The organism is Microvirga arabica (genome assembly GCF_016811235.1).
Classification (GTDB): Bacteria; Pseudomonadota; Alphaproteobacteria; order Rhizobiales; family Beijerinckiaceae; genus Microvirga; species Microvirga arabica.
Genome location: NZ_JAFBID010000003.1, coordinates 20198 through 40982, shown reverse-complemented (window position 1 = coordinate 40982; position 20785 = coordinate 20198). Strand labels below are relative to the sequence as shown.

21 protein-coding genes are annotated in these 20785 nt (G+C 65.1%); 6 read left to right on the top strand and 15 right to left on the bottom strand.

The genetic code is table 11. The features are described from left to right. Window position 1: 1 nt before the first annotated feature. On the bottom strand, window positions 2-2029 hold the full coding sequence (locus JQC81_RS02435; RefSeq protein ID WP_203270129.1) for a pseudouridine synthase: 2028 nt from the start codon (window positions 2027-2029) through the stop codon (window positions 2-4). 106 nt (window positions 2030-2135) lie between these two features. Between JQC81_RS02435 and JQC81_RS02430 the strand changes: the two genes are divergently transcribed. Then, on the top strand, window positions 2136-2564 hold the full coding sequence (locus JQC81_RS02430; protein WP_203270128.1) for a nucleoside deaminase: 429 nt from the start codon (window positions 2136-2138) through the stop codon (window positions 2562-2564). Between the two features lie 62 nt (window positions 2565-2626). On the opposite strand, the gene JQC81_RS02425 is transcribed toward JQC81_RS02430, so the two are convergent. From JQC81_RS02425 to JQC81_RS02405, 5 genes are all read right to left on the bottom strand, one after another. Continuing rightward, a complete protein-coding gene (locus JQC81_RS02425; RefSeq protein ID WP_210347051.1) occupies window positions 2627-3565 on the bottom strand; it encodes a YsnF/AvaK domain-containing protein in 939 nt (312 codons plus the stop codon). Between the two features lie 164 nt (window positions 3566-3729). Further along, window positions 3730-4155 carry a YsnF/AvaK domain-containing protein gene (locus JQC81_RS02420; protein WP_203270127.1) on the bottom strand — a complete coding sequence of 142 codons (426 nt, stop codon included), beginning with the start codon at window positions 4153-4155 and terminating at the stop codon, window positions 3730-3732. An 85-nt stretch (window positions 4156-4240) separates the two neighbouring features. Next, window positions 4241-5155 carry an alpha/beta fold hydrolase gene (locus JQC81_RS02415; protein WP_203270126.1) on the bottom strand — a complete coding sequence of 305 codons (915 nt, stop codon included), beginning with the start codon at window positions 5153-5155 and terminating at the stop codon, window positions 4241-4243. Window positions 5156-5303: 148 nt separating this feature from the next. Beyond that, window positions 5304-6581: a phosphoribosylamine--glycine ligase gene (gene purD, locus JQC81_RS02410; RefSeq protein WP_203270125.1), complete on the bottom strand. Its 1278-nt coding sequence runs from the start codon at window positions 6579-6581 to the stop codon at window positions 5304-5306. Between the two features lie 270 nt (window positions 6582-6851). Continuing rightward, window positions 6852-7283 (bottom strand): hypothetical protein, encoded by a 432-nt coding sequence (locus JQC81_RS02405; protein WP_203270124.1) that lies wholly within the window; start codon window positions 7281-7283, stop codon window positions 6852-6854. A gap of 163 nt (window positions 7284-7446) precedes the next feature. On the opposite strand from JQC81_RS02405, the gene xseA reads away from it, so the two are divergent. Both xseA and JQC81_RS02395 read left to right on the top strand, forming a co-directional pair. Further along, complete coding sequence (xseA, locus tag JQC81_RS02400) at window positions 7447-9021, top strand: exodeoxyribonuclease VII large subunit (protein WP_203270123.1); 1575 nt, start codon at window positions 7447-7449, stop codon at window positions 9019-9021. A 72-nt stretch (window positions 9022-9093) separates the two neighbouring features. Further along, the gene (locus tag JQC81_RS02395) at window positions 9094-9315 is read left to right on the top strand and encodes a DUF2093 domain-containing protein (protein WP_203270122.1); all 222 of its coding nucleotides are present in this window, start codon (window positions 9094-9096) and stop codon (window positions 9313-9315) included. Window positions 9316-9321: 6 nt separating this feature from the next. On the opposite strand, the gene lpxK is transcribed toward JQC81_RS02395, so the two are convergent. From lpxK to JQC81_RS02360, 7 genes are all read right to left on the bottom strand, one after another. Further along, a complete protein-coding gene (gene lpxK / locus JQC81_RS02390) occupies window positions 9322-10329 on the bottom strand; it encodes a tetraacyldisaccharide 4'-kinase (RefSeq protein WP_203270121.1) in 1008 nt (335 codons plus the stop codon). Next, window positions 10329-11618, bottom strand: coding sequence for a 3-deoxy-D-manno-octulosonic acid transferase (locus tag JQC81_RS02385; RefSeq protein WP_203270120.1), 1290 nt, complete (start codon window positions 11616-11618; stop codon window positions 10329-10331). The genes lpxK and JQC81_RS02385 overlap by 1 nt, the downstream gene beginning before the upstream one ends. Next, a complete protein-coding gene (locus JQC81_RS02380) occupies window positions 11615-12349 on the bottom strand; it encodes a lysophospholipid acyltransferase family protein (protein WP_203270119.1) in 735 nt (244 codons plus the stop codon). The genes JQC81_RS02385 and JQC81_RS02380 overlap by 4 nt, the downstream gene beginning before the upstream one ends. 11 nt (window positions 12350-12360) lie before the next feature. Next, window positions 12361-12594 carry a DUF4170 domain-containing protein gene (locus JQC81_RS02375; protein WP_203270118.1) on the bottom strand — a complete coding sequence of 78 codons (234 nt, stop codon included), beginning with the start codon at window positions 12592-12594 and terminating at the stop codon, window positions 12361-12363. Window positions 12595-12655: 61 nt separating this feature from the next. Then, window positions 12656-13462 carry an inositol monophosphatase family protein gene (locus tag JQC81_RS02370; RefSeq protein ID WP_203270117.1) on the bottom strand — a complete coding sequence of 269 codons (807 nt, stop codon included), beginning with the start codon at window positions 13460-13462 and terminating at the stop codon, window positions 12656-12658. A gap of 106 nt (window positions 13463-13568) precedes the next feature. Beyond that, the gene (ubiA, locus tag JQC81_RS02365; protein ID WP_203270116.1) at window positions 13569-14498 is read right to left on the bottom strand and encodes a 4-hydroxybenzoate octaprenyltransferase; all 930 of its coding nucleotides are present in this window, start codon (window positions 14496-14498) and stop codon (window positions 13569-13571) included. A gap of 18 nt (window positions 14499-14516) precedes the next feature. Then, the gene (locus JQC81_RS02360) at window positions 14517-14993 is read right to left on the bottom strand and encodes a hypothetical protein (RefSeq protein WP_203270115.1); all 477 of its coding nucleotides are present in this window, start codon (window positions 14991-14993) and stop codon (window positions 14517-14519) included. A 206-nt stretch (window positions 14994-15199) separates the two neighbouring features. Between JQC81_RS02360 and JQC81_RS02355 the strand changes: the two genes are divergently transcribed. After that, entirely contained in the window at window positions 15200-15946 is a 747-nt protein-coding gene (locus JQC81_RS02355) for a 16S rRNA (uracil(1498)-N(3))-methyltransferase (protein ID WP_203270114.1), read from the top strand. A gap of 170 nt (window positions 15947-16116) precedes the next feature. Beyond that, window positions 16117-17256 (top strand): carboxylate-amine ligase, encoded by a 1140-nt coding sequence (locus JQC81_RS02350; protein WP_203270113.1) that lies wholly within the window; start codon window positions 16117-16119, stop codon window positions 17254-17256. A gap of 64 nt (window positions 17257-17320) precedes the next feature. Here the strand turns inward: JQC81_RS02350 and JQC81_RS02345 are convergent, their stop codons facing one another. Both JQC81_RS02345 and JQC81_RS34105 read right to left on the bottom strand, forming a co-directional pair. Further along, a complete protein-coding gene (locus JQC81_RS02345) occupies window positions 17321-17692 on the bottom strand; it encodes a M10 family metallopeptidase C-terminal domain-containing protein (protein WP_376772361.1) in 372 nt (123 codons plus the stop codon). Then, complete coding sequence (locus JQC81_RS34105; RefSeq protein ID WP_203270111.1) at window positions 17693-18931, bottom strand: calcium-binding protein; 1239 nt, start codon at window positions 18929-18931, stop codon at window positions 17693-17695. It abuts the gene before it with no gap. 479 nt (window positions 18932-19410) lie between these two features. Between JQC81_RS34105 and JQC81_RS02335 the strand changes: the two genes are divergently transcribed. Continuing rightward, window positions 19411-20781, top strand: a complete 1371-nt coding sequence (locus JQC81_RS02335; protein ID WP_203270110.1) for a glutamate--cysteine ligase — start codon at window positions 19411-19413, stop codon at window positions 20779-20781. Window positions 20782-20785: the final 4 nt, after the last annotated feature.

The following is a 20785-nucleotide window of genomic DNA, read 5'->3' as shown; positions in this document are numbered from 1 at the left end:
ATCAGCGGCGGCCGCGCGGCCCGCCCTTGGAACCACCTTTGAAGCCGCCCTTCGAGGCGCCTCCCTTGGACGCACCCCTGGGTCCGCCTTTGAAGCCACCGCCGGCACCGCCTCGCGGAGGGCCGCGGCGGGGACGGTCATCATCGCCGCGGGCGCGGAACGGGCGGTCTCCCTCGGTGCGGCGGGGGCGGTCGTCGCCACCCTCGCGGGAGCGGAACGGACGCTCGCCCCGCGGCTTGAACACGCTGTTCTCGCCGCCTTCGCGGGCTCCGAAGGGGCGGTTGCCGCCGGGACGGCGCGGGCGTTCGCCACCCTCGCGGGCACGCCCTGCCGACTCTCCGCCGCGGCCTGTGCGGCCGACCGGATCCCAATCGCGGGATGCCGAGGTTCCGCGGCCCCTGCGCGGAGCGGGCGCTTCCTCCGCCTCGGGCTGGCGCACCAGGCGCTCCACCCGGACCTTGCGGCCTTCCTTGGAGGTAATCGCGCCCATGCGTTCGCGCTGGCGCTCCCCGGACGCAGCACGGGCCTCGCGCGGATCGGCGCCGCGGCGCGGCACCTTCCTGCTCGGCGCATCCTCGTCGGTCTCGCCGGCGCGCCACACGCTGCGCTTCGGGTCGAGGCGCGAGGGACGCTTTGCGGGCTCCTCCTCGTCGCGGCCGCGGCGTTCGCCGTCACGGGCACGGAACGGCCGTTCGTCATCGTCACGACGGCGGCGCGGACGCTCCTCGTCGCGCCCACGGGAGGCGCGGGCCGGGCGCTCGTCACGCTCCGGGCGTTCCTTCTTCGACGAGCCGAAGGGCGCGATAGGCTCGCGCACGGGGCTTTCGAAATCGACGCCTGCTTCCACCGCAAGCGCGGCCCCGAGCTGATCCTTGAGCACCTTGGTGCGCACCTCTTCCACCAAGCCGACCTCGAGGTCGCCGAGTTGGAACGGGCCGAAGGACATGCGGATCAGGCGATTCACCTGCAGGCCCATATGCTCCAGGATGCGCTTGATCTCGCGGTTCTTGCCCTCGCGCAGGCCCATGGTGATCCAGGCGTTGTCGCCCTGGATGCGGTCGAGGCGCGCCTCGATGGGCCCGTAGTCGATGCCGTCGATGGTGATGCCGTCGCGAAGGCCGTCCAGATCGGCCTGGTTCACTTCGCCGTGGGCGCGCACCTTGTAGCGGCGCAGCCAGCCGGTGTCCGGATGGGCGATGACGCGGGCGAGGCCACCGTCATTGGTGAGCAGCAGCAGCCCTTCCGTGTTGATGTCGAGCCGGCCCACCGCCACCACGCGGGGCAGATCCTCGGGCAGGTTGTCGAACACGGTGGGGCGTCCCTCCGGGTCCTTGGCCGTGGTCACGAGACCGCGCGGCTTGTGGAAGAGCCACAGGCGCGTGCGCTCCTTGGCGGGCAGGGGCTCGCCGTCCACGGTGATCGTATCGGCGGCGGTCACGTTGACGGCGGGGCTCTCCAGCACCTTGCCGTTGAGAGTCACGCGGCCTTCCGCGATCAGAACCTCCGCGTCGCGGCGCGAGGCAACGCCCGCGCGGGCAATCACCTTGGCGATACGGTCCTCCACCGGCTCCTGCGGCTCGGCCTGCACCGCAGGCTGCTCCTCACGGGCGCGGCGCGGGCGATCCTCGCTCGCGCGATCAAACCGGCGCGGGCGCTCGTCGCCGCCACGGCCCCGGAAGGGACGGTCGCCCTCCTCACGACGCGGACGGAAGGGCTTGTCGCCGCCTTCGCCGCGAGGGCGGAACGGCTTGTCGCCGCCCTCGGAGCGGCGGGGACGCTCGTCATTGTCCCGGCTGCGGAACGGCTTGTCTCCCGCAGGGCGTGGGCGGAAAGGCTTGTCCCCATCGCGGCTGCGGAAAGGTTTGTCTCCGGCGTCGCGGGGCTTGCGCGGGCGGTCATCGTCGCCACGGGCGCGGAAGGGGCGCTCGCCACCTTCGCGAGGTTTGCGGGGCCTGTCACCGGAGGTGCGGCTGCGGTCGGAGCGTCCCGGCGGACGGCCCCTGCGATTATCGTCGTTGCTGTCGGTCATGAGAGCCTGATAGCAGAGGAGCGGTAGAGAAGCGAGAGGTAAGGGGCAAACGCACGTGACGGACAACGCCGGTTCAAACCCCATTGATCCCCATGGACAAGACTCCATGAGCGTGGCCTTCGCCGAGGCCCGCGCCGCGGCCGCACGCGGGGAGGTGCCCGTGGGGGCCGCAATTGTCAGGGACGGCCGCATCGTCGCCTCCGCCGGCAATCGGCCGCGGGAGCTGCGCGACCCTTCCGCCCATGCCGAGATGCTCGCCATCCGCCGGGCCTGCGAGGCCCTCGACGACGAGCGTCTCTCCGGCTGCGATCTCTACGTGACGCTCGAGCCCTGCACCATGTGCGCCGGGGCGATCTCCTTCGCCCGCATCCGCCGGGTCTATTACGCAGCCCATGATCCGAAGGGCGGGGCGGTCGACAACGGCGTGCGCTTCTTCGACCAGCCCACCTGCCACCACGCCCCTGAGGTCTATGGCGGCATCAGGGAAGGCGAGGCGGCTGCCTTGCTGCGGGAGTTCTTTGAGGGACGGCGGTGACAACGGCATGAAAAAGCCCGGAGCGATGCGCCCCGGGCTTTCTCTCACCTTATGAAGCCGAGCTAGCGGTTCTTGTCGGTGGTGCCGGTGCGCGAGATGCCGGCGCTGCGCTCGTCGTCGACCTCCACCTCGGTCTTGCGCACCGTGTCGGAGACCGTTTGCGTGCGCTGGTCGGCGTCCTTACGCACCACCACTTCCTCGACCACGCGGGCTTCCTTCGAGACAACGGCTTCTTCGGCACGCTCCTCCATCTCGATGGAGCGCTCGCGGAAGAGGTCGCCATCGTTCATCGAGCCGGTGCGCAGCGTGCCCTCGGCCGGACGGCGCTCGACGGACACGTGTTCCTCTCTCAGAGAAACCTGCTCCTCGACGGGGCGCTCGGTCACGTGGGAGCGGATGCGGACGCGGCCGTGGCTGACCTCGCGCTTGCCCACATGCAGTTCTTCCTCGGCAACCGGGATCACCTCATCGCGATCCGAGCTGCTACCCTGAGCGTAAAGGCCATCATCCTGAAGGTTGTCGCGATCGCGCATGGCGCTGCCGCCTGTCATGCCGCTGCCCATCATGCCGGCCGACGTCGTCGCCGTGGCACCCAGATCCGCAACGCCCGAACCCTGGTGGTTCCAGCCTTCCGACCGCCAGGCATCCTGCCGCTCGTCGAGATCGAGAACATCGTCGTCATCGAGAATATCGACCACGCGATCAACCTCGTCATCGTCGCAGCGCACGGCAATAAGAGCATGGCCGCGGCGTACGCCTTCCGCATAGGCGCGGGCATCGTCGTGCGGCACGCCGTTCGCGGTCAGGTAGTTCTCGACACGGTCATGATGCGATCCGCTGGAGCTCTCATCGAAGCCGCTGGTGCCATCCCAAGTACGGTTGTTGCCGGAGGCGGTGAACAGGCAGATCTTGCCTTGCGAAATGCCCGATTGCTCCAGCTCACGGACGATGGAAGAAGCTTGAGAGTCGCTGCCGAAGAGGCAGGTTACAGTCTTGGCCATTGCGCAAAATCTCCCTAGGCTGTCAAAGGCAGCTTGGTTGCTAAACATGTCGGTGCTTCAGAATGCTTGTGCCGCATCACTGAAAATCGCGGCGCCAGACGCATTGCTCTGTCAATTGCTGCTCGTCGACTTCGTTCCTACGGATAAGCTGCTCACGCGTGCTTTCATGTGTTCGTATCGTCGGAAGGCACACGCTCGATCACGGCGCGTTGCTTGCGAAGCTCCACCGGAGCTTCGACGTTCTCAGTGGTCCTGCGCCTGTGAAGGTGCAGTTCTTCTTTCAGGACAAGGCGCTTCTCGACGACAAGAACTTCCTCGAGGATGGGAATGATCGTCACATCGTTCTCGGTGCGAACCTCGGGAGCGCGCTCGACGATCCGGTCGACGGGAACACGGGTCACCTCGATGGTCTCGCCTTCGAGCGTGGCCTTGACCAGCTCCGTCTCGACATCGACGCTGGTCCGGACACGAACCTTGCCCGTTATGACCTCTCGCTTGTCGAGGCGCAGTTCTTCTTCCGTGATGGGAATGACTTCAGTGTCGGACAATGAGTCCTGCGCGTTCGGCTGGTCTGAAATATGCTTGGCCATGAAAGGGATCCTGTCTGCAGCGGTGGAACGTGCCGCTTGCATCACAGGTTCCTCTCTCTACGGATGCGTGAGCCGATGCAGATCGTCAGGGTTCAGCTGAGAGGAAGGTCTGCAGTGCCTCCAGGGTTGCGCTTGGGTTTTCTTCCGCCACGAAGTGCCCCGATGTCACGCCGATGCCATTCGCCTTGGGCGCAAAGCTGCGGCGCCAGATATCGATCGGCTTCTGCGCGTGGCCCATCGGGCCGCTGACGAGATAGAAATCACTCCAGATCAGGTATGTCGGGCAGGCGATCGTCTTGCCGGCGGCAAGGTCGGCCTCATCGGCTTCGACGTCCTGCGTGGCGCCGGCGCGATAATCCTCACAGAATGCGTGGATGCGGGTGGGTTCGTTGCAGCTCTGCCAGTAGGCTTCCAGCGCCCGATGATCGAAAGCGCTGAGGTCGCCGGCGGCGGACCATTGCCGCATCAATCCTTCGAAATACGGAATCGGATCGCGTCCGATCTCCTCCTCCGGCCTGGGATAAGGTTGAGAGAGATAGCCCCAGTGCGCTTCCGGGATCGCGCCGGCCCGCATCTGCTCCCAGACGTGATAGGTGGGCAGGATATCGAGCAGCGCGAGGCGCTCGACACGGCCCGGATAATCCAGCGCGAGCCGGTAGCCGACACGTGCGCCGCGATCATGCCCGACGACGGCGAAGTGCACATGCCCTAAGGCTTCCATGACGTCGATCACGTCGCGGCCCATGGTGCGCTTGCAATAGGCCTCGTGCTTTGCATCCCCTCTGGGCGCCGTGGACCAGCCATAGCCGCGCAGGTCCATGCAGACGACCGTGTGGGTCTCGGCGAGCGTCGGTGCCAGGTGGTGCCACATGGCATGCGTCTGTGGAAAACCGTGCAGCAGCACCAGCGGCTTCCCGCTGCCCTTGCTGCGCGCGAAGATGCGCCCAACTTCGGTGTCGATCCAGTGGCTCTCGAAACCGGGGAAGAGATCATCGCTCATGGGGCAGCCGCTCAGCGTTATGAAATGACCTCCATAATAAGCTAGAGCGCCAATCCCCAAAGTTGATTCAGCGGCCCTGGAAAAAGAGGCGCAACTCGGACGAGAGAAAACTTACCTAACGTTATCAGTCAATAGGGGTAGGTGCGTATCAACCCTGCTCACGCTCCACTGCCCGCCAGCCGATGTCGCGGCGGCAGAAGCCCTCGGGCCAGTCGATCCTGTCCACGGCCTCGTAGGCCTTTCGCTGAGCCTCGGTGATGGTGGCGCCGAGGGCGGTCACGTTGAGCACCCGCCCTCCATAGGCGACGATCCGGTCGCCGTCCTGCTTCGTGCCGGCATGGAAGACGATCACGTCGTTGAGTTCCTCGGCCCGATCGATGTCACTGATCTGCGAGCCTTTCTCGACGGTGCCGGGATAACCCTTGGCCGCCATCACGACGGTGAGCGCTGCCGCATCCGACCATTGCAGCGAGATGCTGTTCAGCATGCCGTCGCAGGCGGCGAGCAGCGCGGCGACAAGGTCGGATCTCAGGCGCGGCAGCAGCACCTGGGTTTCGGGATCGCCGAGACGGGCATTGTATTCGATGAGCTGCGGCCCATTCTGGGTAAGCATGAGGCCGGCATAGAGAATGCCCGTATAGGGCGTACCCCGTGCCTTCATGCCCGCAAGGGTCGGCTCGATGATCTCCCGCATGACGCGCGCCTGCAGGTCCGGCGTCAGCACGGCGGCAGGCGAATAGGCGCCCATGCCGCCCGTGTTCGGGCCTTTGTCGCCGTCGAACACGCGCTTGTGGTCCTGAGCCGTGCCGAAGGGAATGGCGCGGGTGCCGTCGCAGAGCGCAAAGAAGCTCGCCTCCTCGCCCTCGAGAAAGGCTTCGATCACCACCTCGGCCCCGGCAGCACCCAGGCCGCCGCCGATCATCATGTCGATGGCGGCCTCCGCTTCCTCGAAGGACATGGCCACCACCACGCCCTTTCCGGCAGCCAGGCCGTCCGCCTTCACCACGATCGGCACGCCGTAGCTGCGCACATAGGTTTTCGCCGTCTCTGCATTGGTGAAGCGCCTGTAGGCAGCGGTGGGGATGTTGAACTCGGCGCAGAGATCCTTGGTGAAGGCCTTGGAGCCTTCAAGCTGGGCGGCGGCCTTGCTCGGTCCGAAGGCCTTGATGCCGGCGGCCTGCAAGTCGTCCACGAGCCCGGCCACGAGGGGCGCCTCCGGCCCGACTACGACGAAATCGATCTTCATCACCCGGCAGAAATCGATCACCGCCCGATGGTCGGTGACATCCAGGACCACGTTGGTGCCGTGCTGCGCCGTGCCGGGATTGCCGGGAGCGATCAGGAGCTTATCGCAGAGAGGGCTCGCCTGGAGGCCGCGGGCCAGGGCATGCTCCCGTCCGCCGGAACCGATGAGAAGAATGTTCATGGGCTTGCCTCCCTATGCTGCGGCAGCAGGCATTAAGGGGTCCGAAGCTCAGGCGCAAATTGAATCCTCAAGCGAGTTGTTGGAAAGGTTCGCTGAGCGCTTCACTTGCAGAAGCCGAAGACGGTCACACAAACACTGAGTCAAAAGCCCAGGGAGCGGGAGATAGACCAGCAGGATGTAAACCATAGCCAATACGATTCCTAAGGCCTGTGGTCTGATCAAGAGACAGCGTAATTGGCTATCCCCGGTTTAGCCTGGAAGCCGAGGGTCTCAAGAACGATAGCGTGCGATACTTAGCTCTTCGATTTCCGGAAAAGGCTCGAAGCCAGAGCCTCCACAGGCCAGCCTGCTCGCGTGGATTTGAATTTTGCGCTGACCGCCACGTTCCTTGATCTGAGCTTCCGCGTAGGCCTGCTGGTGAATTGGGAAGAGCGGGTTTTCGATGGCGCCGTGTATGCAATAGGAGGTGTATGCCTCGCCCGAAAAGGCCTCGCGCTTCTCCAAAGGTGCGCTGATGCGGGCATTGATGATTTTGGCTTTGATGACAGAGATCGAGCCAAATTCAGGTGTCTGCAGAGTGAGACGGGCTATTGCCGTGCGGAGACTCTCTTGATGCCCGTCAATCTCAGGTTTTTGAGATCCGCTCGTGGTGCAAGCAGAAAGGCCCAATGAAACAATCAGGGTAGACAGGTGACGCAGCATCAAAAACCGCCGATGTGAACTATAGAACAAAGTTTCATATCGGATGGCAGATAACAAGTGGCCTCGAGGCGCGGCGAAATCCTCAGGGGATAGGTTGCCGTTGTCGCCGCCTGTTGCGCCCGCGCCCTTGGCAGACCCCCTGGGGGCGGATTAGGTTCACGGCATGTTCGCAGACAAAGCCCCCTCGAATGCCCAGGAATGGTCGGTCTCCGATCTCGCGGGCGCCCTCAAGCGCACCCTGGAGGATGCGTTCGGCCATGTGCGCCTGCGCGGCGAGGTGTCGGGCTATCGCGGTCCGCATTCGTCGGGGCACGCCTATTTCTGCATCAAGGACCAGAATGCCCGCATCGATGCGGTGATCTGGAAGGGCGCCTTCTCCAAGCTCAGGATCCGGCCCGAGGAGGGGATGGAGGTCATCGCCACCGGGCGCATCACCACGTTCCCGGGCTCGTCCAAGTACCAGATCGTCGTCGAAAGCCTTGAGCCCGCCGGCATCGGGGCGCTCATGGCGCTTTTGGAAGAGCGCCGCCGCAAGCTCAACGCGGAGGGGCTTTTCGCTCCCGAGCGCAAGCGGCGCCTGCCGTTTCTGCCGCAGATGGTCGGCGTCGTCACTTCGCCGACGGGCGCGGTGATCCGCGACATCCTCCACCGGCTGGAGGACCGCTTCCCGCGCCGGGTGCTGGTGTGGCCGGTGCGGGTGCAGGGCGAGACCTGCGCGGCCGAGGTCGCCGCCGCCATCCGGGGCTTCAACGCTCTTGAGCCCGGTGGGCGGATCCCGCGTCCCGATGTGCTGATCGTCGCCCGCGGCGGCGGGTCCATTGAGGATCTGTGGGGCTTCAACGAGGAGGTCGTGGTTCGTGCCGCGGCCGAGAGCGACATTCCGCTCGTCTCGGCGGTCGGCCACGAGACCGACACGACCCTGATCGATCATGCCGCCGACGTGCGCGCGCCGACGCCCACAGGGGCGGCCGAGATGGTGGTGCCGGTGCGCGTCGAGCTGATCGCCGCCGTCAACGACCTGTCCCGCCGCCATGTGGAGGCGGCGCTGCGGCTCGTCGAGCGGCGACGCTCGGACCTGCGCGCCACGACCCGGGCTATGCCGAGCGCGGAGGCGCTGTTCTCGCCCAAGCGCCAGCGGCTCGATCTTGCCGCCACCAAGCTCTATCCGGCGCTCTCCCGCAATGCCCGCGGGCACGAGGAGCGGCTGCTCAAGCTGGCGCGCCAGCTCGCCCATGTGTCCCCGGTGGCGAACGTGGCCCGCATGCGCGCCCGCCTCGATGCGGTGGGGCCGCGCCCCCACAATGCGGTCTGCCGCTCCATTCTGCTGAAGGGTGAAACGCTGAAGCAGACGGGAGAAAGGCTTGCCGTTTCCCGCCAGACTCTTCTTCGAGCCGAGAGGACGCGCCTGGCGCAGGCCTCCGAGACGGCCCAGCGGGTGGCCGAGCGGCTTGTCCCTGCATTGCAAGGCCAGATCGCCCGCAAGTCCGACCGGCTGGAGGCGGTATCCAAGCTCTTCGACAGCCTGAGCTACAAGTCGGTGCTCAAGCGCGGCTTCGCCCTCGTGCGTGATGCGGACGGGCGGCCGCTCAATTCTGCCGAGGCTGTGCATGACGGACAGGCGCTGATGCTCGAATTCGCCGACGGCAAGGCTGACGCCACCGGCGGGCGCATCGGTTCGCGGCCGAGGCCTGCGAAGCCCAGGATCGTGGCCGCGGAGGAGCAGGGCGCTCTCTTCTGAGGAAAGATTGGCAATCCCCCGGCGCAGCCCCTATGTGAGGGATAAGCGCAACGCAATCCTTCGATGTCTTTCATGTTGAACAAGTTCGAACGCAGCGGCGGCGAGGCCGTCGTGCAATATCTGGACAGCAATCTTCGGGTGGTGAAGCCCGGGGCCTATGTGCGTTGCGCGGTAACGGGGGCCGAGATCCCCCTGGACGAGCTGAAGTACTGGAGCGTCGAGCGTCAGGAAGCCTATGCCTCGCCCGAGGCGGTGATGATGCGCATCACAGGGCAAGCCGCAGCTAAGGGATAGGCGGCTTCAGGTCACGCGCAGGCGCCGCTCGTTGATGCGCCGCATGAGAAGGTTGCGAAGCCCGGTCTCGTTCTCGATCCGCAGCCGCACCGGCAGTGCCATCAGTTCGGGCCACGCTGCCGAAGCATCGGCAATCCGCACAAGATCCTTTTCCGTCGTAACCGGCAGGAGCCCGTGTTTTTCGGCCTCCTGCCGCAAGGCCGCTACCTCCTCCGCCTTGAAGGAGTGGTGGTCCGGAAAAGCATGAGTCACGTCCACGATGGCCCCGCAGGCATGCAGGGTGTCGAAGAACTTCTCCGGCCGTCCGATGCCGGCAAAGGCCATCACCCTCCGGCCCCTGAGCGCCTCGGCTGCCTCCGGCGCAGGCTCGAGCGATGCGGTGAAGACGCGCTTGCCGTGCTCGTCCGCCTCCAGGGCGACCAGCCGCCCCGGCTCACCATTCCCGATCACCACAACGGCATCGACCAGGGGCCATTGCGCGTCCATCGGGGCCCGCAGCGGCCCGGCCGGCAGGGGCAGTCCGTTGCCGATGCCCGTGGCGCCGTCGACCACCGCGATGGCGCAATCCTTAATCAGCGAAGGGTTCTGAAGCCCGTCATCCATGACGACGACTGTTGCGCCGATCTCATAGGCGAGCCGCGCGCCGGCGGGGCGGGAGCGGGACACGATAGCTCTGGCGGTGCGGGACAGAAGAACAGGCTCGTCGCCCACATCCCCAGCCCCGTGCTGCGGCTGGACCCTGACGGGACCCGCAAGGCTACCGCCGTAGCCCCGGGACAGGAAGACCGGATTTTCGCCGGCCGCATCCAGGATCGTGGCAATTGCAATGGCGGTCGGGGTCTTGCCGGCGCCGCCCGCCGTGAAGTTGCCGATGCAGATGACAGGCAGTTCCACCTGCTCGCCGCGCCGCTTCATCCGACGTGCCGCAACGGAACCATAGACCAGGCCGACCGGGCGCAGCAGGTTCGCCTGCAATGAGGGAGAGGGTTGCCACCAGAAGCGTGGCGCGCGCATCAGCGGCGGGCTCCCAACTTGGCCTGCACGATAAAGGGCTCGACGGATTGCATGGTGCGGTCCACCGCGCCGCCAAGCGCCTGAACCGCGTCTCCGGCGGCCCGGGCCATATCCCGGGTGAGCGCGGCGTTGCCGAGCATTTCGCTCACCGCCCGCGCCAGGCCGTTGCTGTCCTTCACCATCAGGGCCCCGCGGGAGCGGTCGAGCGCTTCGTAGATCTCGACGGCCGCATGGATATGGGGACCGTGCAGGATGGCGGCTCCCAGCTTGGCAGGCTCGATGGGGTTGTGCCCGCCGACCGGCACGAGGGTTCCGCCCATGAGCACGATAGGCGAGAGGCGGTAGAACAGACCCATCTCGCCCACGGTATCGACCACGTAGACGTCCGTGGCCCGGTCGGGATGGATTCCTTGCGACCGGCGGCCCGCCCGCAGGCCCGCTTGGCTCGCGAGGGCGGCAACCTCGTGTCCCCTGTGCGGATGGCGCGGGGCGATGATGGTGAGAAGATGGGGGTGACGTTTCGCCAGTGCGCGGTGAACGGCAATGATGGCGCTTTCCTCACCCTGGTGGGTGCTGGCGGCAAGCCAGACCGGCCGTCCCGCGATCAGCCCCGAGAGCTGCGCCACCACCCGCGGATCGGCCGGCGGCGGGGCCGCGTCGAACTTGATGTTGCCGGTCACGACCACGCGCGGGGCGCCGAGCCGCGCCAACCGCTCCGCATCTTCAGCGGTCTGGGTCAGGCACAGGGCGAAACGCTCGAGCAGGCCCCTGATGATGCCCGGCATCTTCTGCCAACGGTGGTACGAGCGGTCCGACATTCGGCCATTGACCATGACGAGCGGGATGTCCCGCTCCGAGAGCGCCATGATCGTGTTGGGCCAGATTTCCGATTCAGCGATGAGGGCCAAGTCCGGCTGCCAGTGCTCCAGGAAGCGCCTTATATAACGTGGCACGTCGAGCGGCACAAACTGATGCACGGCGCCGGGCGGGAGACGCCGGGCAATGAGGCCAGCCGAGGTCTTGGTTCCCGAGGTCACCAGGACCGCGAGACCGCGCTGCGTCATGCGCTCCACCACCGGCAGGAGGGACAGGGTCTCGCCGATGCTCGCGCCATGGACCCAGATCAGGTGGCCTTTGGGCCGTTGCCTGCTGGGATGGCCCTGGCGTTCGCCGAGACGAGTCTTGTCCTCGCGGCCCTTGCGCTGGCGCCAGTAGAGGAGGCCCAGGACGGCGGGCTCCAGGATGGACACGACCGTTCGGTAGGTTCTGAAGGTGAAGGGCAGCCTCATGCCCGGGAGCCTCCCGCAAGCATGGGGCTGGCCTTGGCCCCCGGATCCCTGGAGCCGACCAGTGCATAGGCCCGCTCGTGCACCCGGTCCAGTTCCCGCTCGACGCTCTGGCGCAGGCGCTCGAGGGCCTGCTCGTCCGCATCCCGCGGCACCGGGACGGGCTCGCCCAGCACGATGGCGCCGCGGCCGAAGGGCAGGCCGATGCTGGCCCGGTCCCAGCTGTTGAAGTCGATGCGGCGGCTCGTGACCACGGCGACCGGCACGATCGGCCGGCCGGACAGCTGCGCCAGGGTGACGATGCCTAAGCCGCACACGCGGGAGATCTTCGGGATGTCGGCAGTCATCACCACCATCTCGCCTTCGCTCAAGGCGCGCAGCATGGCGCGCAGGGCCTGGGCGCCGCCCTTCTTGCGGATGTCGCGGCCGCGCGCGCCGGAGCCGCGGATGGCCCGGACCCCGAGATGGCGCAAGGCGATGGCGTTGAACTCGCCGTCGCCCGAGCGGGAGACGAGGCTCGCCGCCCGGTCCTGCGGCCGCTTGGCGAAATGGATCATGAAATGCTGCCCGTGCCACATGGCGGCGATCACGGGCATCTCGATCCGGTCATAGGCATCCGCCGGTTCCATGACGAACCGGTTCGTGCGTTGCACGAGCTTGAGATAGCCAGCGACGAGGAAGCCCAGGGCTTCCTGCACCGCACGGGAGCGGGTGATGCGCTTGACGAGACCCATCGTGCCCCGGATCAGCCGTTCTGCGGATCCAGCAGACGGTGGAGATGAACGATGAAATAGCGCATCTGCGCATTGTCCACGGTCGCCTGTGCCCGGGCTTTCCACGCCGCATGGGCCGAGGCGTAGTTCGGGAAGACGCCGACGATGTCGAGGTTGGACAAGTCCTTGAATTCGGTGGTTTCGAGGCTGGTGAGCTCGCCGCCGAAAACCAGATGCAGGAGCTGCTTGCCAGGCGTGTCGGTCATGGTGATAGGGCTCTTCTGACGAGGGTTGGTGAAACAGAGGCTATATTGGAGCCATCATTCTTCAGGCTCTCATGGCCCCAATAGCACGAGGATGCAACCGTGACGCAACGGCAATCATCTCATCGTGTGAAGGGGCGGGCTTGTTATAGACCGGGATCGTTCCGTCGAGCCCGGTCAGGCGGCCGCCTGCCTCCTGCAGGATGAGATCGGCGGCGGCGATGTCCCAGTCCTGGGCATGGGCCGACACGAGCCCGATGTCGATGGAGCCGTCCGCCACCCGGGCGAGCCTGAGGGCGAGCGAGGGCACCTTGGGCAGGCGCTCGAGCGGGTTGATGTGCTGCTCGAGACGGTCCACGAGGGGCTTGGGACCTGCCACGCGGGCCGGTCCGGAAAGGATCTCCGCCTCGGGTAGCCGCAATTTCTCGCCGTTGCTCCAGGCTCCTTCTCCGAACCGGGCCTCGTAGAGGCGGTCATGCCCGGGGGCATGCAGGACTCCGAGAATGGGTTTTCCGTCCCTGACCAAGGCGATCGACACCGCCCAGTCCGGGTGGCCCGAGGCAAAGGCCCGCGTGCCGTCGATGGGATCGACGATCCAGACAAGGCTATGCCCGAGCCGCACCGGATCGTCGGCGGTCTCCTCGGACAGCCAGGCAGCCTGGGGCAGAAGCTCGCCAAGATGGGTCTTCAGAAACGTGTCGAGGGCGATATCCGCCTCCGTGACCGGGGAACTCCCGCCCTTGTACCAGAGCTTCGCGGCCGTCTGCCCGCCGGCACGGAAATAGGACAGGGCCAGGTCTCCCGCCCGGCGGGCGGCCTCGCGCACGGCCGGGGCCAGGGCGGTCAGGGTTTGGGGTGAGGGGGTCAGCATCGAACCTGAGATGGGGCTTCCCGGGAGGGGATACCATATCCCACCGCACCGATCCCCGCCTTTTCGGAAGCGATAAAGGCAAGGCCTTAAAATGATCTTGCGGGGCCTAGATCAGGCAGTCGAGGGTGATCGCCGCGAACAGGATCAGGCCCGCATCCCGGTTCGAGCGGAAGAGCCGCAGCGCCCCGGCGCCGTCGCCCCGGTCGATCCGCGCCACCTGCCAGCCCAGGTGAAGGGCGAACAGGGCAAGACCGGCGAACGAGATTGCCCCCGCGCTAGCCTGCACGAGAGCCAGGGTGATGAAGATCACCGTCAGCGCATAGCAGATGCCGACGCCCTGCTTCACCTGCTCGCCGAAGAAGCGGGCGGAGGACTTGATCCCGACGACCTCGTCGTCCTCGATGTCCTGCAGGGCGTAGATGGTGTCGTAGCCTACCACCCAGGCGATGCTGCCGAGGTAGAGCAGGACCGGCGCCACGCTCAGAGAGCCGAACGCGGCCGCCCAGCCCATGAGGGCTCCCCAGGCAAAGGCGAGCCCCAGCACAATCTGCGGCATCCAGAAGAAGCGCTTCATGAACGGGTAGAGAGCCACCACGCCCAGTGAGGCGAAGCCGGTAGCGATGGCGAAGCCGTTGAACTGGAGCAGGGCGATGAGGCCCACGAGACCTTGGAGGGCCAGGAAGGCCAGGGCGCCCCTGAGCGTGACCTGTCCCGAGGGCAGGGGGCGCTGGCGGGTCCGTTCGACCTTGGTGTCGAGGTCTCGGTCGACGATGTCGTTGTAGGTGCAGCCGGCGCCCCGCATAGCCACAGCCCCGATCAGGAAGAGCACGCAGTGGAGCGGATCGGGCCAAGGCCGGCCTGCGTGAAGCGCCGCAAGCGCCGCCGACCACCAGCAGGGCAGAAGCAGCAGCCACCATCCGATGGGGCGCTCGATCCGGGCGAGGCGCAGGTAGGGTTTGAGCCTCGATGGCGCCCACCGCTCGGCCCAATGGCCCCGCACGGCATCGGGCAGGGAAGGCGCTGCAGGGCGCTCCATCACGGCTGAGGGGTCAGATTAGAGCGCGCCCTTCGGGATCGACAGGGTGCCGGTCAGGCCGCCGCCCATCTTGCCTGCCATGCCGCCCTGCTGGGCTTGCTGCGCCTGTTGCTTGGCGCGCTTTTCCATCTCGGCCATCTTGGCCGCGGCCTGGCAGGCATTTCCCTTGATGGTCTGGCTCTGCTTGTGGTCCTTGCTGAAGCCCTCGACCACCTGGTCGGGGATCTGGCACCAATCCTTGTTCTCGGTCATCCACTTCTCGCCGGCGCTGCCATTCGCCACGAGCTTCGTGAAAATGGAGCAGGCGGAGCGCGGGTCGATCTGCTTCTTCTTGCCGCCTTCGGTCAGCTTGTTGATCTGCTGAATGAGGCCCTGGCGTTCCTGCAGGATCTTCTGCCCTTCCTGGCAGGCGCTCGACTGCGCAAAGGCAGGAGCGCTCATGAAGAAGCCAGCGACGGCCAACGCAGCCAGAAGATGCGAACGGATATGCGTCATGCCAAAATTCCCTTAAAAAGCGTGCGACGTCTCGCATGCTTGCGTTCTGTTATCAGGTGAAGGGCCGTCAGGCCAAGAGGCGAATGGTCGCCTCGGCCTCAAGCTGTGCCATACAGCACCTGAATTTCCCGTGACCAAACCGGCCGCCCCTCTCCCTCGGGGCGGAGGAAATTGATACAGCAAGGGCTGCTCAGCGCAAGGTTGTCATGGCCGGATACGATTTCAACGCTCCCCGCCTCTTCGTCGATGCGCCCCTTCAGGTCGATGCCAGGATCGCTCTCGACCGGGGGCAGGCCAACTATCTTGTGAACGTCCTGCGCCTCAAGGACGGGGATTCCGTCCTGATCTTCAACGGGCGGGACGGGGAGTGGCGTGCCGAGGTTTCGGTGGAGGGCCGCAAGGCTGCCGACCTCGTCTGCGTGGAGCGGACCCGCGAGCAGAGCCCGGCGCCCGACATCGTCTATGCCTTCGCCCCCCTCAAGCACGCCCGCCTCGACTACATGGTCCAGAAGGCCGTGGAGATGGGGGCAGGCGTTCTCCAGCCGATCCTAACGCAGCGGACCCAGAGCTCGCGGGTCAACCTTGACCGGATGCGCAGCAACGCCATCGAGGCCGCCGAGCAATGCGGAATCCTGGCGATTCCGGAGGTGCGCGAGGAAGAGAATTTGGAGCGCTTTCTCAAGGGTTTGGAGAAAGAGCGCCTGGTGATCTTCTGCGATGAGAACGCGCCGGTTTCGAACCCGGTCGAGGCTCTGGCCAAGCTTGGGAACATTCAAGATGGTCTCGTCGTTATTGTGGGACCCGAAGGAGGGTTCACCGATCAGGAGAGAGCGCTTGTCGCTGCCCGCGAAAGATGTGTTTGCGTATCGTTGGGACCGCGAATCCTGCGTGCCGACACAGCCGCTGTGGCCGCACTGGCAATCGTTCAGTCCGTGCTCGGCGATTGGAACTGATCTCACCGTCCGACGACGGCTCAAGCCAATCTGCCTCTAGCCTCAAAAGCTTAGCAGTTTTACGCCGCTTCGCCCCATTCCGGCCCCATTGAGCCGGAGTTTGGGCGATCGCTGCAGGCCGGTCCGCACACGGATAAGATCATTTCTGCATAATAAGAGGACACGAGGAAATGAGCTGGGACTTCAAGTTCGGCATCGAGGAAGAGTACTTCGTCAACGATGCCCCCAGACGGGATATCGCCAAAGGCAAGATCAGGGAGTTTTTCGCCGCCTGCCGGGATCGGGTTTCGGGCGACATCCAGCCCGAGATGCTGGAGCCGCAGCTTGAGATCGCCACCAAGCCGTCCCTGGAGCTGGCCGACGCCCGCGCTCAGCTGGCCGGCCTGAGATCCTCGGTCGGGGCCGTGGCCCGCGACTTCAACCTGTCCATCATGGCCTCGGGCACCCATCCGCTCGCCGTCTGGTCGCGCGTGCGCCCCACGGCGCAGCCACGCTACGGCAAGGTGATGCACGACCTGCAGATGCTCGGGAGTCGCAACGTGCTGTGCGGCATGCATGTCCACGTGGAGGTGCCGGATCTCGGCATGCGCGTGGACATCATGAACCGGATCCAGCCCTACCTGCCGCTGCTGCTCGCGCTCTCCACCTCCTCGCCCTTCTGGCAGGCGCAGCGCACGGGCCTTCTCGGCTACCGGCTGGCGGCCTACCGCGAGCTGCCGCGCACGGGCCTGCCTGACCTGTTCGAGAGCGCGCAGGATTATCAGCGCTACATCGACACGCTGGTGGCCGCCCGCGCCATCGAGAATTCCAGCTATGTCTGGTGGGTGATCCGGCCGTCGCTCAAGCACCCGACCCTGGAGCTGCGCGTGGCCGACAGCTGCACGCGGGTGGACGACACCATCGCGATCGCGGCGCTCTATCGCTGCCTTGTGCGCCGGCTCAGCCTCGATACCACGCTCAATGCCGGCCAGACCGGCGCTTCGCGCGCCATCAACGACGAGAACGGCTGGCGCGCCCAGCGCTACGGCATCCACGGCAGCTTCGTCGACGAGAAGACCCGCACGGCCCGGCCGGTTCGCGAGATTCTCGACGAGACCCTGGATCTCGTGGCCGAGGATGCCCGGGAACTCGGCTGCCAGCGCGAGCTCGATCTCGCCCGCTGGATCGTCGCCCGCGGCACCAGCGCCGACCAGCAGCTGACGCTTTATACCGAGGCGGTCGGCCGTGGCCTGTCGAACCGGGACGCACTCGCCGGCGTGGTCGACTGGCTCAGCGCGGAAACGACAGGGGAGCCGGCGTTCCGGCATTGATGCCCTCATGAAAAATGCCGCCCGGCGCAAGCCGGGCGGCATGGTATCGATCCTGCGTCTTCCGTCAGATGACGAAGAAGTCGTGGTAGTATAGCTTTGTCTTGTTGGTCAGGGTGGCGATCTTCACCTGTGCCTTGGAGCCGGAGCCGTCCTGGTCGTAGTAGAGCAAGCCCGACTTCTTATCATACACGATGCGATCGTCCCGATCCGTGGCCTTCGTGCCTTCCTTGAACATCTTCGACTTGAACTTGACGCCTGCATCGGTGCCCCGGCCCAGCTTCGTGAAGATGGCGTTGTCGAGCCAAATGCTGTCATCCTTGGACTTGAAGTCGTAGATCTTGTCCACGTTCGTGCGCTTGTTCGTGGCGGTGTTGAACACGAAGGTGTCCTTGCTCAAACCACCATAGAGCTTGTCGTTGCCGAGGCCGCCGAACAGCTAGTCGTTGCCGGCATCGCCGTAGATCGTGTCGTTGTCCGCAACACCGTCGAGCACGTCGTTGCCGCCTTGGCCCTTCAGCCGGTCCGCGCCGGCAGTGCCCATGAACTCGTCGGCTCCGGCCGTGCCGTCGAGGGAGACGCTGGAGCCCCTCGGATCCAGAATTTGGTAGCGGACGTTGGGATAAGCAGTCTTGAGCGGCTGGTCATCCCAGGAGACGACGAGACGTCCATCACCCAGTTCTGTGATCACGGGGTTGGTCTGGGTGCCGCGGGTGGTCGTGTTGACACGGACCTCCGCCCCGTCTCTCTGCCCTGCAGCATTGAAGACCTGCACGTGGATATCGCCGTCCTCATCCGGAATACCCGTGGCATCGGGATCGCTCATGTAGGCAACTGCGAAGCCGCCGTTCTTGAGAGCGGTCACAGACGAGTAGCCCTGATGCCAAGCTGTGGTGGTGTTAACGACGAACGAGCCCGTCGCAGCAGACCCATCAGCGTTGTAGATGCGGCCGAGTACGGATCCACCACTGCCGTCCTTGGACGACGCGCTAAATGTGTTGTCAGTCCATGTCACCACGAAACGACCGTCCGCCAGCGCGGCGATTTGAGGGTCGTTCTGGTTGCCTACACCACCTCCGGATGCGAGATCAGAGATCTCGAATTCGGCTGACTGATTGCCATTCGTGATGATTTTCGCACGGATCGTCGTGCGAGCTATATTGCTGTCGTCCTCATACACGACAGCCAGAGAGCCGTTCTTGAGCCCCACAGCGGCCGGCATGTCCTGACCGTTTGCTTTCGCCGTATTGACCTGGACGGAGGCGCCTAACGGTGTTCCATTGGACGCGAACATCCTGACGAAAACATCGTTCGAGTCGCTGGCTTCGCTTGTATAGAATACGGCGAAGGTCCCATTGCTGAGGGTCGTGATCGTGGCGTTTTGCGCTTCTGCGAGCTCGCTGCTGACCAGAATAGCTCCCGTCCTGGCGCTTCCATTCGCGTTATAGAGAGCTGTTTTGATATCGAACCGCCAGCCGAGATCAGTATTGGGGTCCCTGACTTCCTCACTCCAGGAAACCGCAAAACCGCCATCGATCAAAGCAGAAGTGCTCCACCGGCTCTCGTTAATGCTTGAGCTGGGGTCGTTCAAGAGAGTCACGCTCTTGAAGCTGCCGTTCGCTTTGTGAGTGTAGACATTTCCTACGCCGCCTACATCGACCGTCGATGTGGTCGTCACGAAGCTCCCGTTCGCAAGGGCTGTCAAAGATCGGATACGTCCAGCGACCAACTCAATTTCGGGTCCAACCAGAATAGGTGTAGGCATGAACATCACTCCCTAGTGCCAGCGCCATCGCTGCTTGAAACTATACAACATAACACTAACCACACAGACTTGACTCATGAGGTGCGCGAAAACACCTGACGCCACAGGGTCAGCCAGAAACTCTCGGCCTTGGAAAGGTAAAACCCAGGAAAGGCCGTGCTTGCTTCTACCCTAAGGGCATCCTAGTTTCTCCTCTTCGAACGGAGGGGAGGCGCTGTCTTCCTTCGGGATTAATGTCGCAGAGCCGGGGGCAGGCCTCACTTCATGGTTGTCTCCTCATGCATTCCTGCAGGCTCCCACCCGTTCTCTCATTGCACCTTGGCGTTAAGCCCCTTATTGAGTCCCGACCCTGAGTCGGCGCGCCTTGAACGCGCTTTTTGATGAGGTGATGCATGGCGCGGGACGTATCCGATACGACCCCCATTGGTGCGCGGTCGGAGCTCGTGGAATGGATCGCCTCCGGCGAGAAGCCGCGTGAGTCGTGGCGGCTCGGCACCGAGCACGAGAAGGTTCCTTTCTACAAAGCCGATCTCTCGCCCGTTCCCTATGACGGGGCTAAGGGCATTCGGGCCCTGCTGGAAGGCATGCAGGAGCGCACCGGCTGGGCGCCGATCATGGAGGACGGCCATCCCATTGGCTTGGCCGACGACCGGGACGGCGGTGCGATCTCGCTGGAGCCCGGTGGTCAGTTCGAGCTGTCCGGCGCCCCGCTTGCCAATCTTCATGATACGGCCCGCGAGACGGCTCAGCATCTCGCGGATGTGAAGGCTGTGGGCGAGAAGCTCGGGGTTGGATTTCTCACCCTCGGCATGAGCCCGCTCTGGACACGGGCCGAGACGCCCGTGATGCCCAAAGCGCGCTACCGCATCATGACGAACTACATGCCGAAGGTGGGCTCCCTCGGGCTCGACATGATGTACCGCACCTCCACGGTGCAGGTGAACATGGACTACGCCTCCGAGGCCGACATGGTGAAGAAGCTGCGCGTCTCCCTGGCGCTGCAGCCGATCGCCACCGCGATCTTCGCCAACTCGCCCTTCACCGACGGCAGGCCCAACGGCTACCTGTCCATGCGGTCAAACATCTGGCTCGATACGGACAGAAACCGCACGGGCATGATGGCCTTCGCCTTCGAGGATGGGTTCGGCTACGAGCGCTATGTGGATTGGGCGCTCGACGTGCCAATGTATTTCGTCAAGCGCGACGCGACCTATCACGATGTGGCGGGCGCATCCTTCCGCGACCTGTTCGCCGGCAAGCTCGCGCAGATGCCGGGCGAGCGCGCCACGCGCTCGGACTGGGCGAACCACGTCTCGACCCTGTTCCCGGAAGTGCGCCTCAAGCGGTATCTCGAAATGCGCGGCGCGGATGTGGGCAATCTCGAGCACATCGTTGCGCTGTCCGCCTTCTGGACCGGAATCCTCTACGACGAGGCGGCCCTCGATGGCGCCTGGGAGCTGGTGAAGGCCTGGAGTGCGGAGCAGCGCGAGCAACTGCGCGCGGACGTGCCGAAGCTGGCCCTCAAGGCGAGCATTGCCGGTCGCTCCGCACAGGATGTCGCCCGCGACGCGCTGGCGCTCTCGCGCGCGGGTCTCGCACGCCGCGCCTGCCTCGACGAAGCAGGACGCGACGAGACGCGGCATCTGGCCTATGCGGAGGAGATCGTCACATCCGGCCGCACCCAGGCGGAGCACCTGCTGGAGCGCTATCACGGCGCATGGAGTGGGTCGGTGAAGCCTGCCTTCAGCGAGTATGTTTTCTAACCAA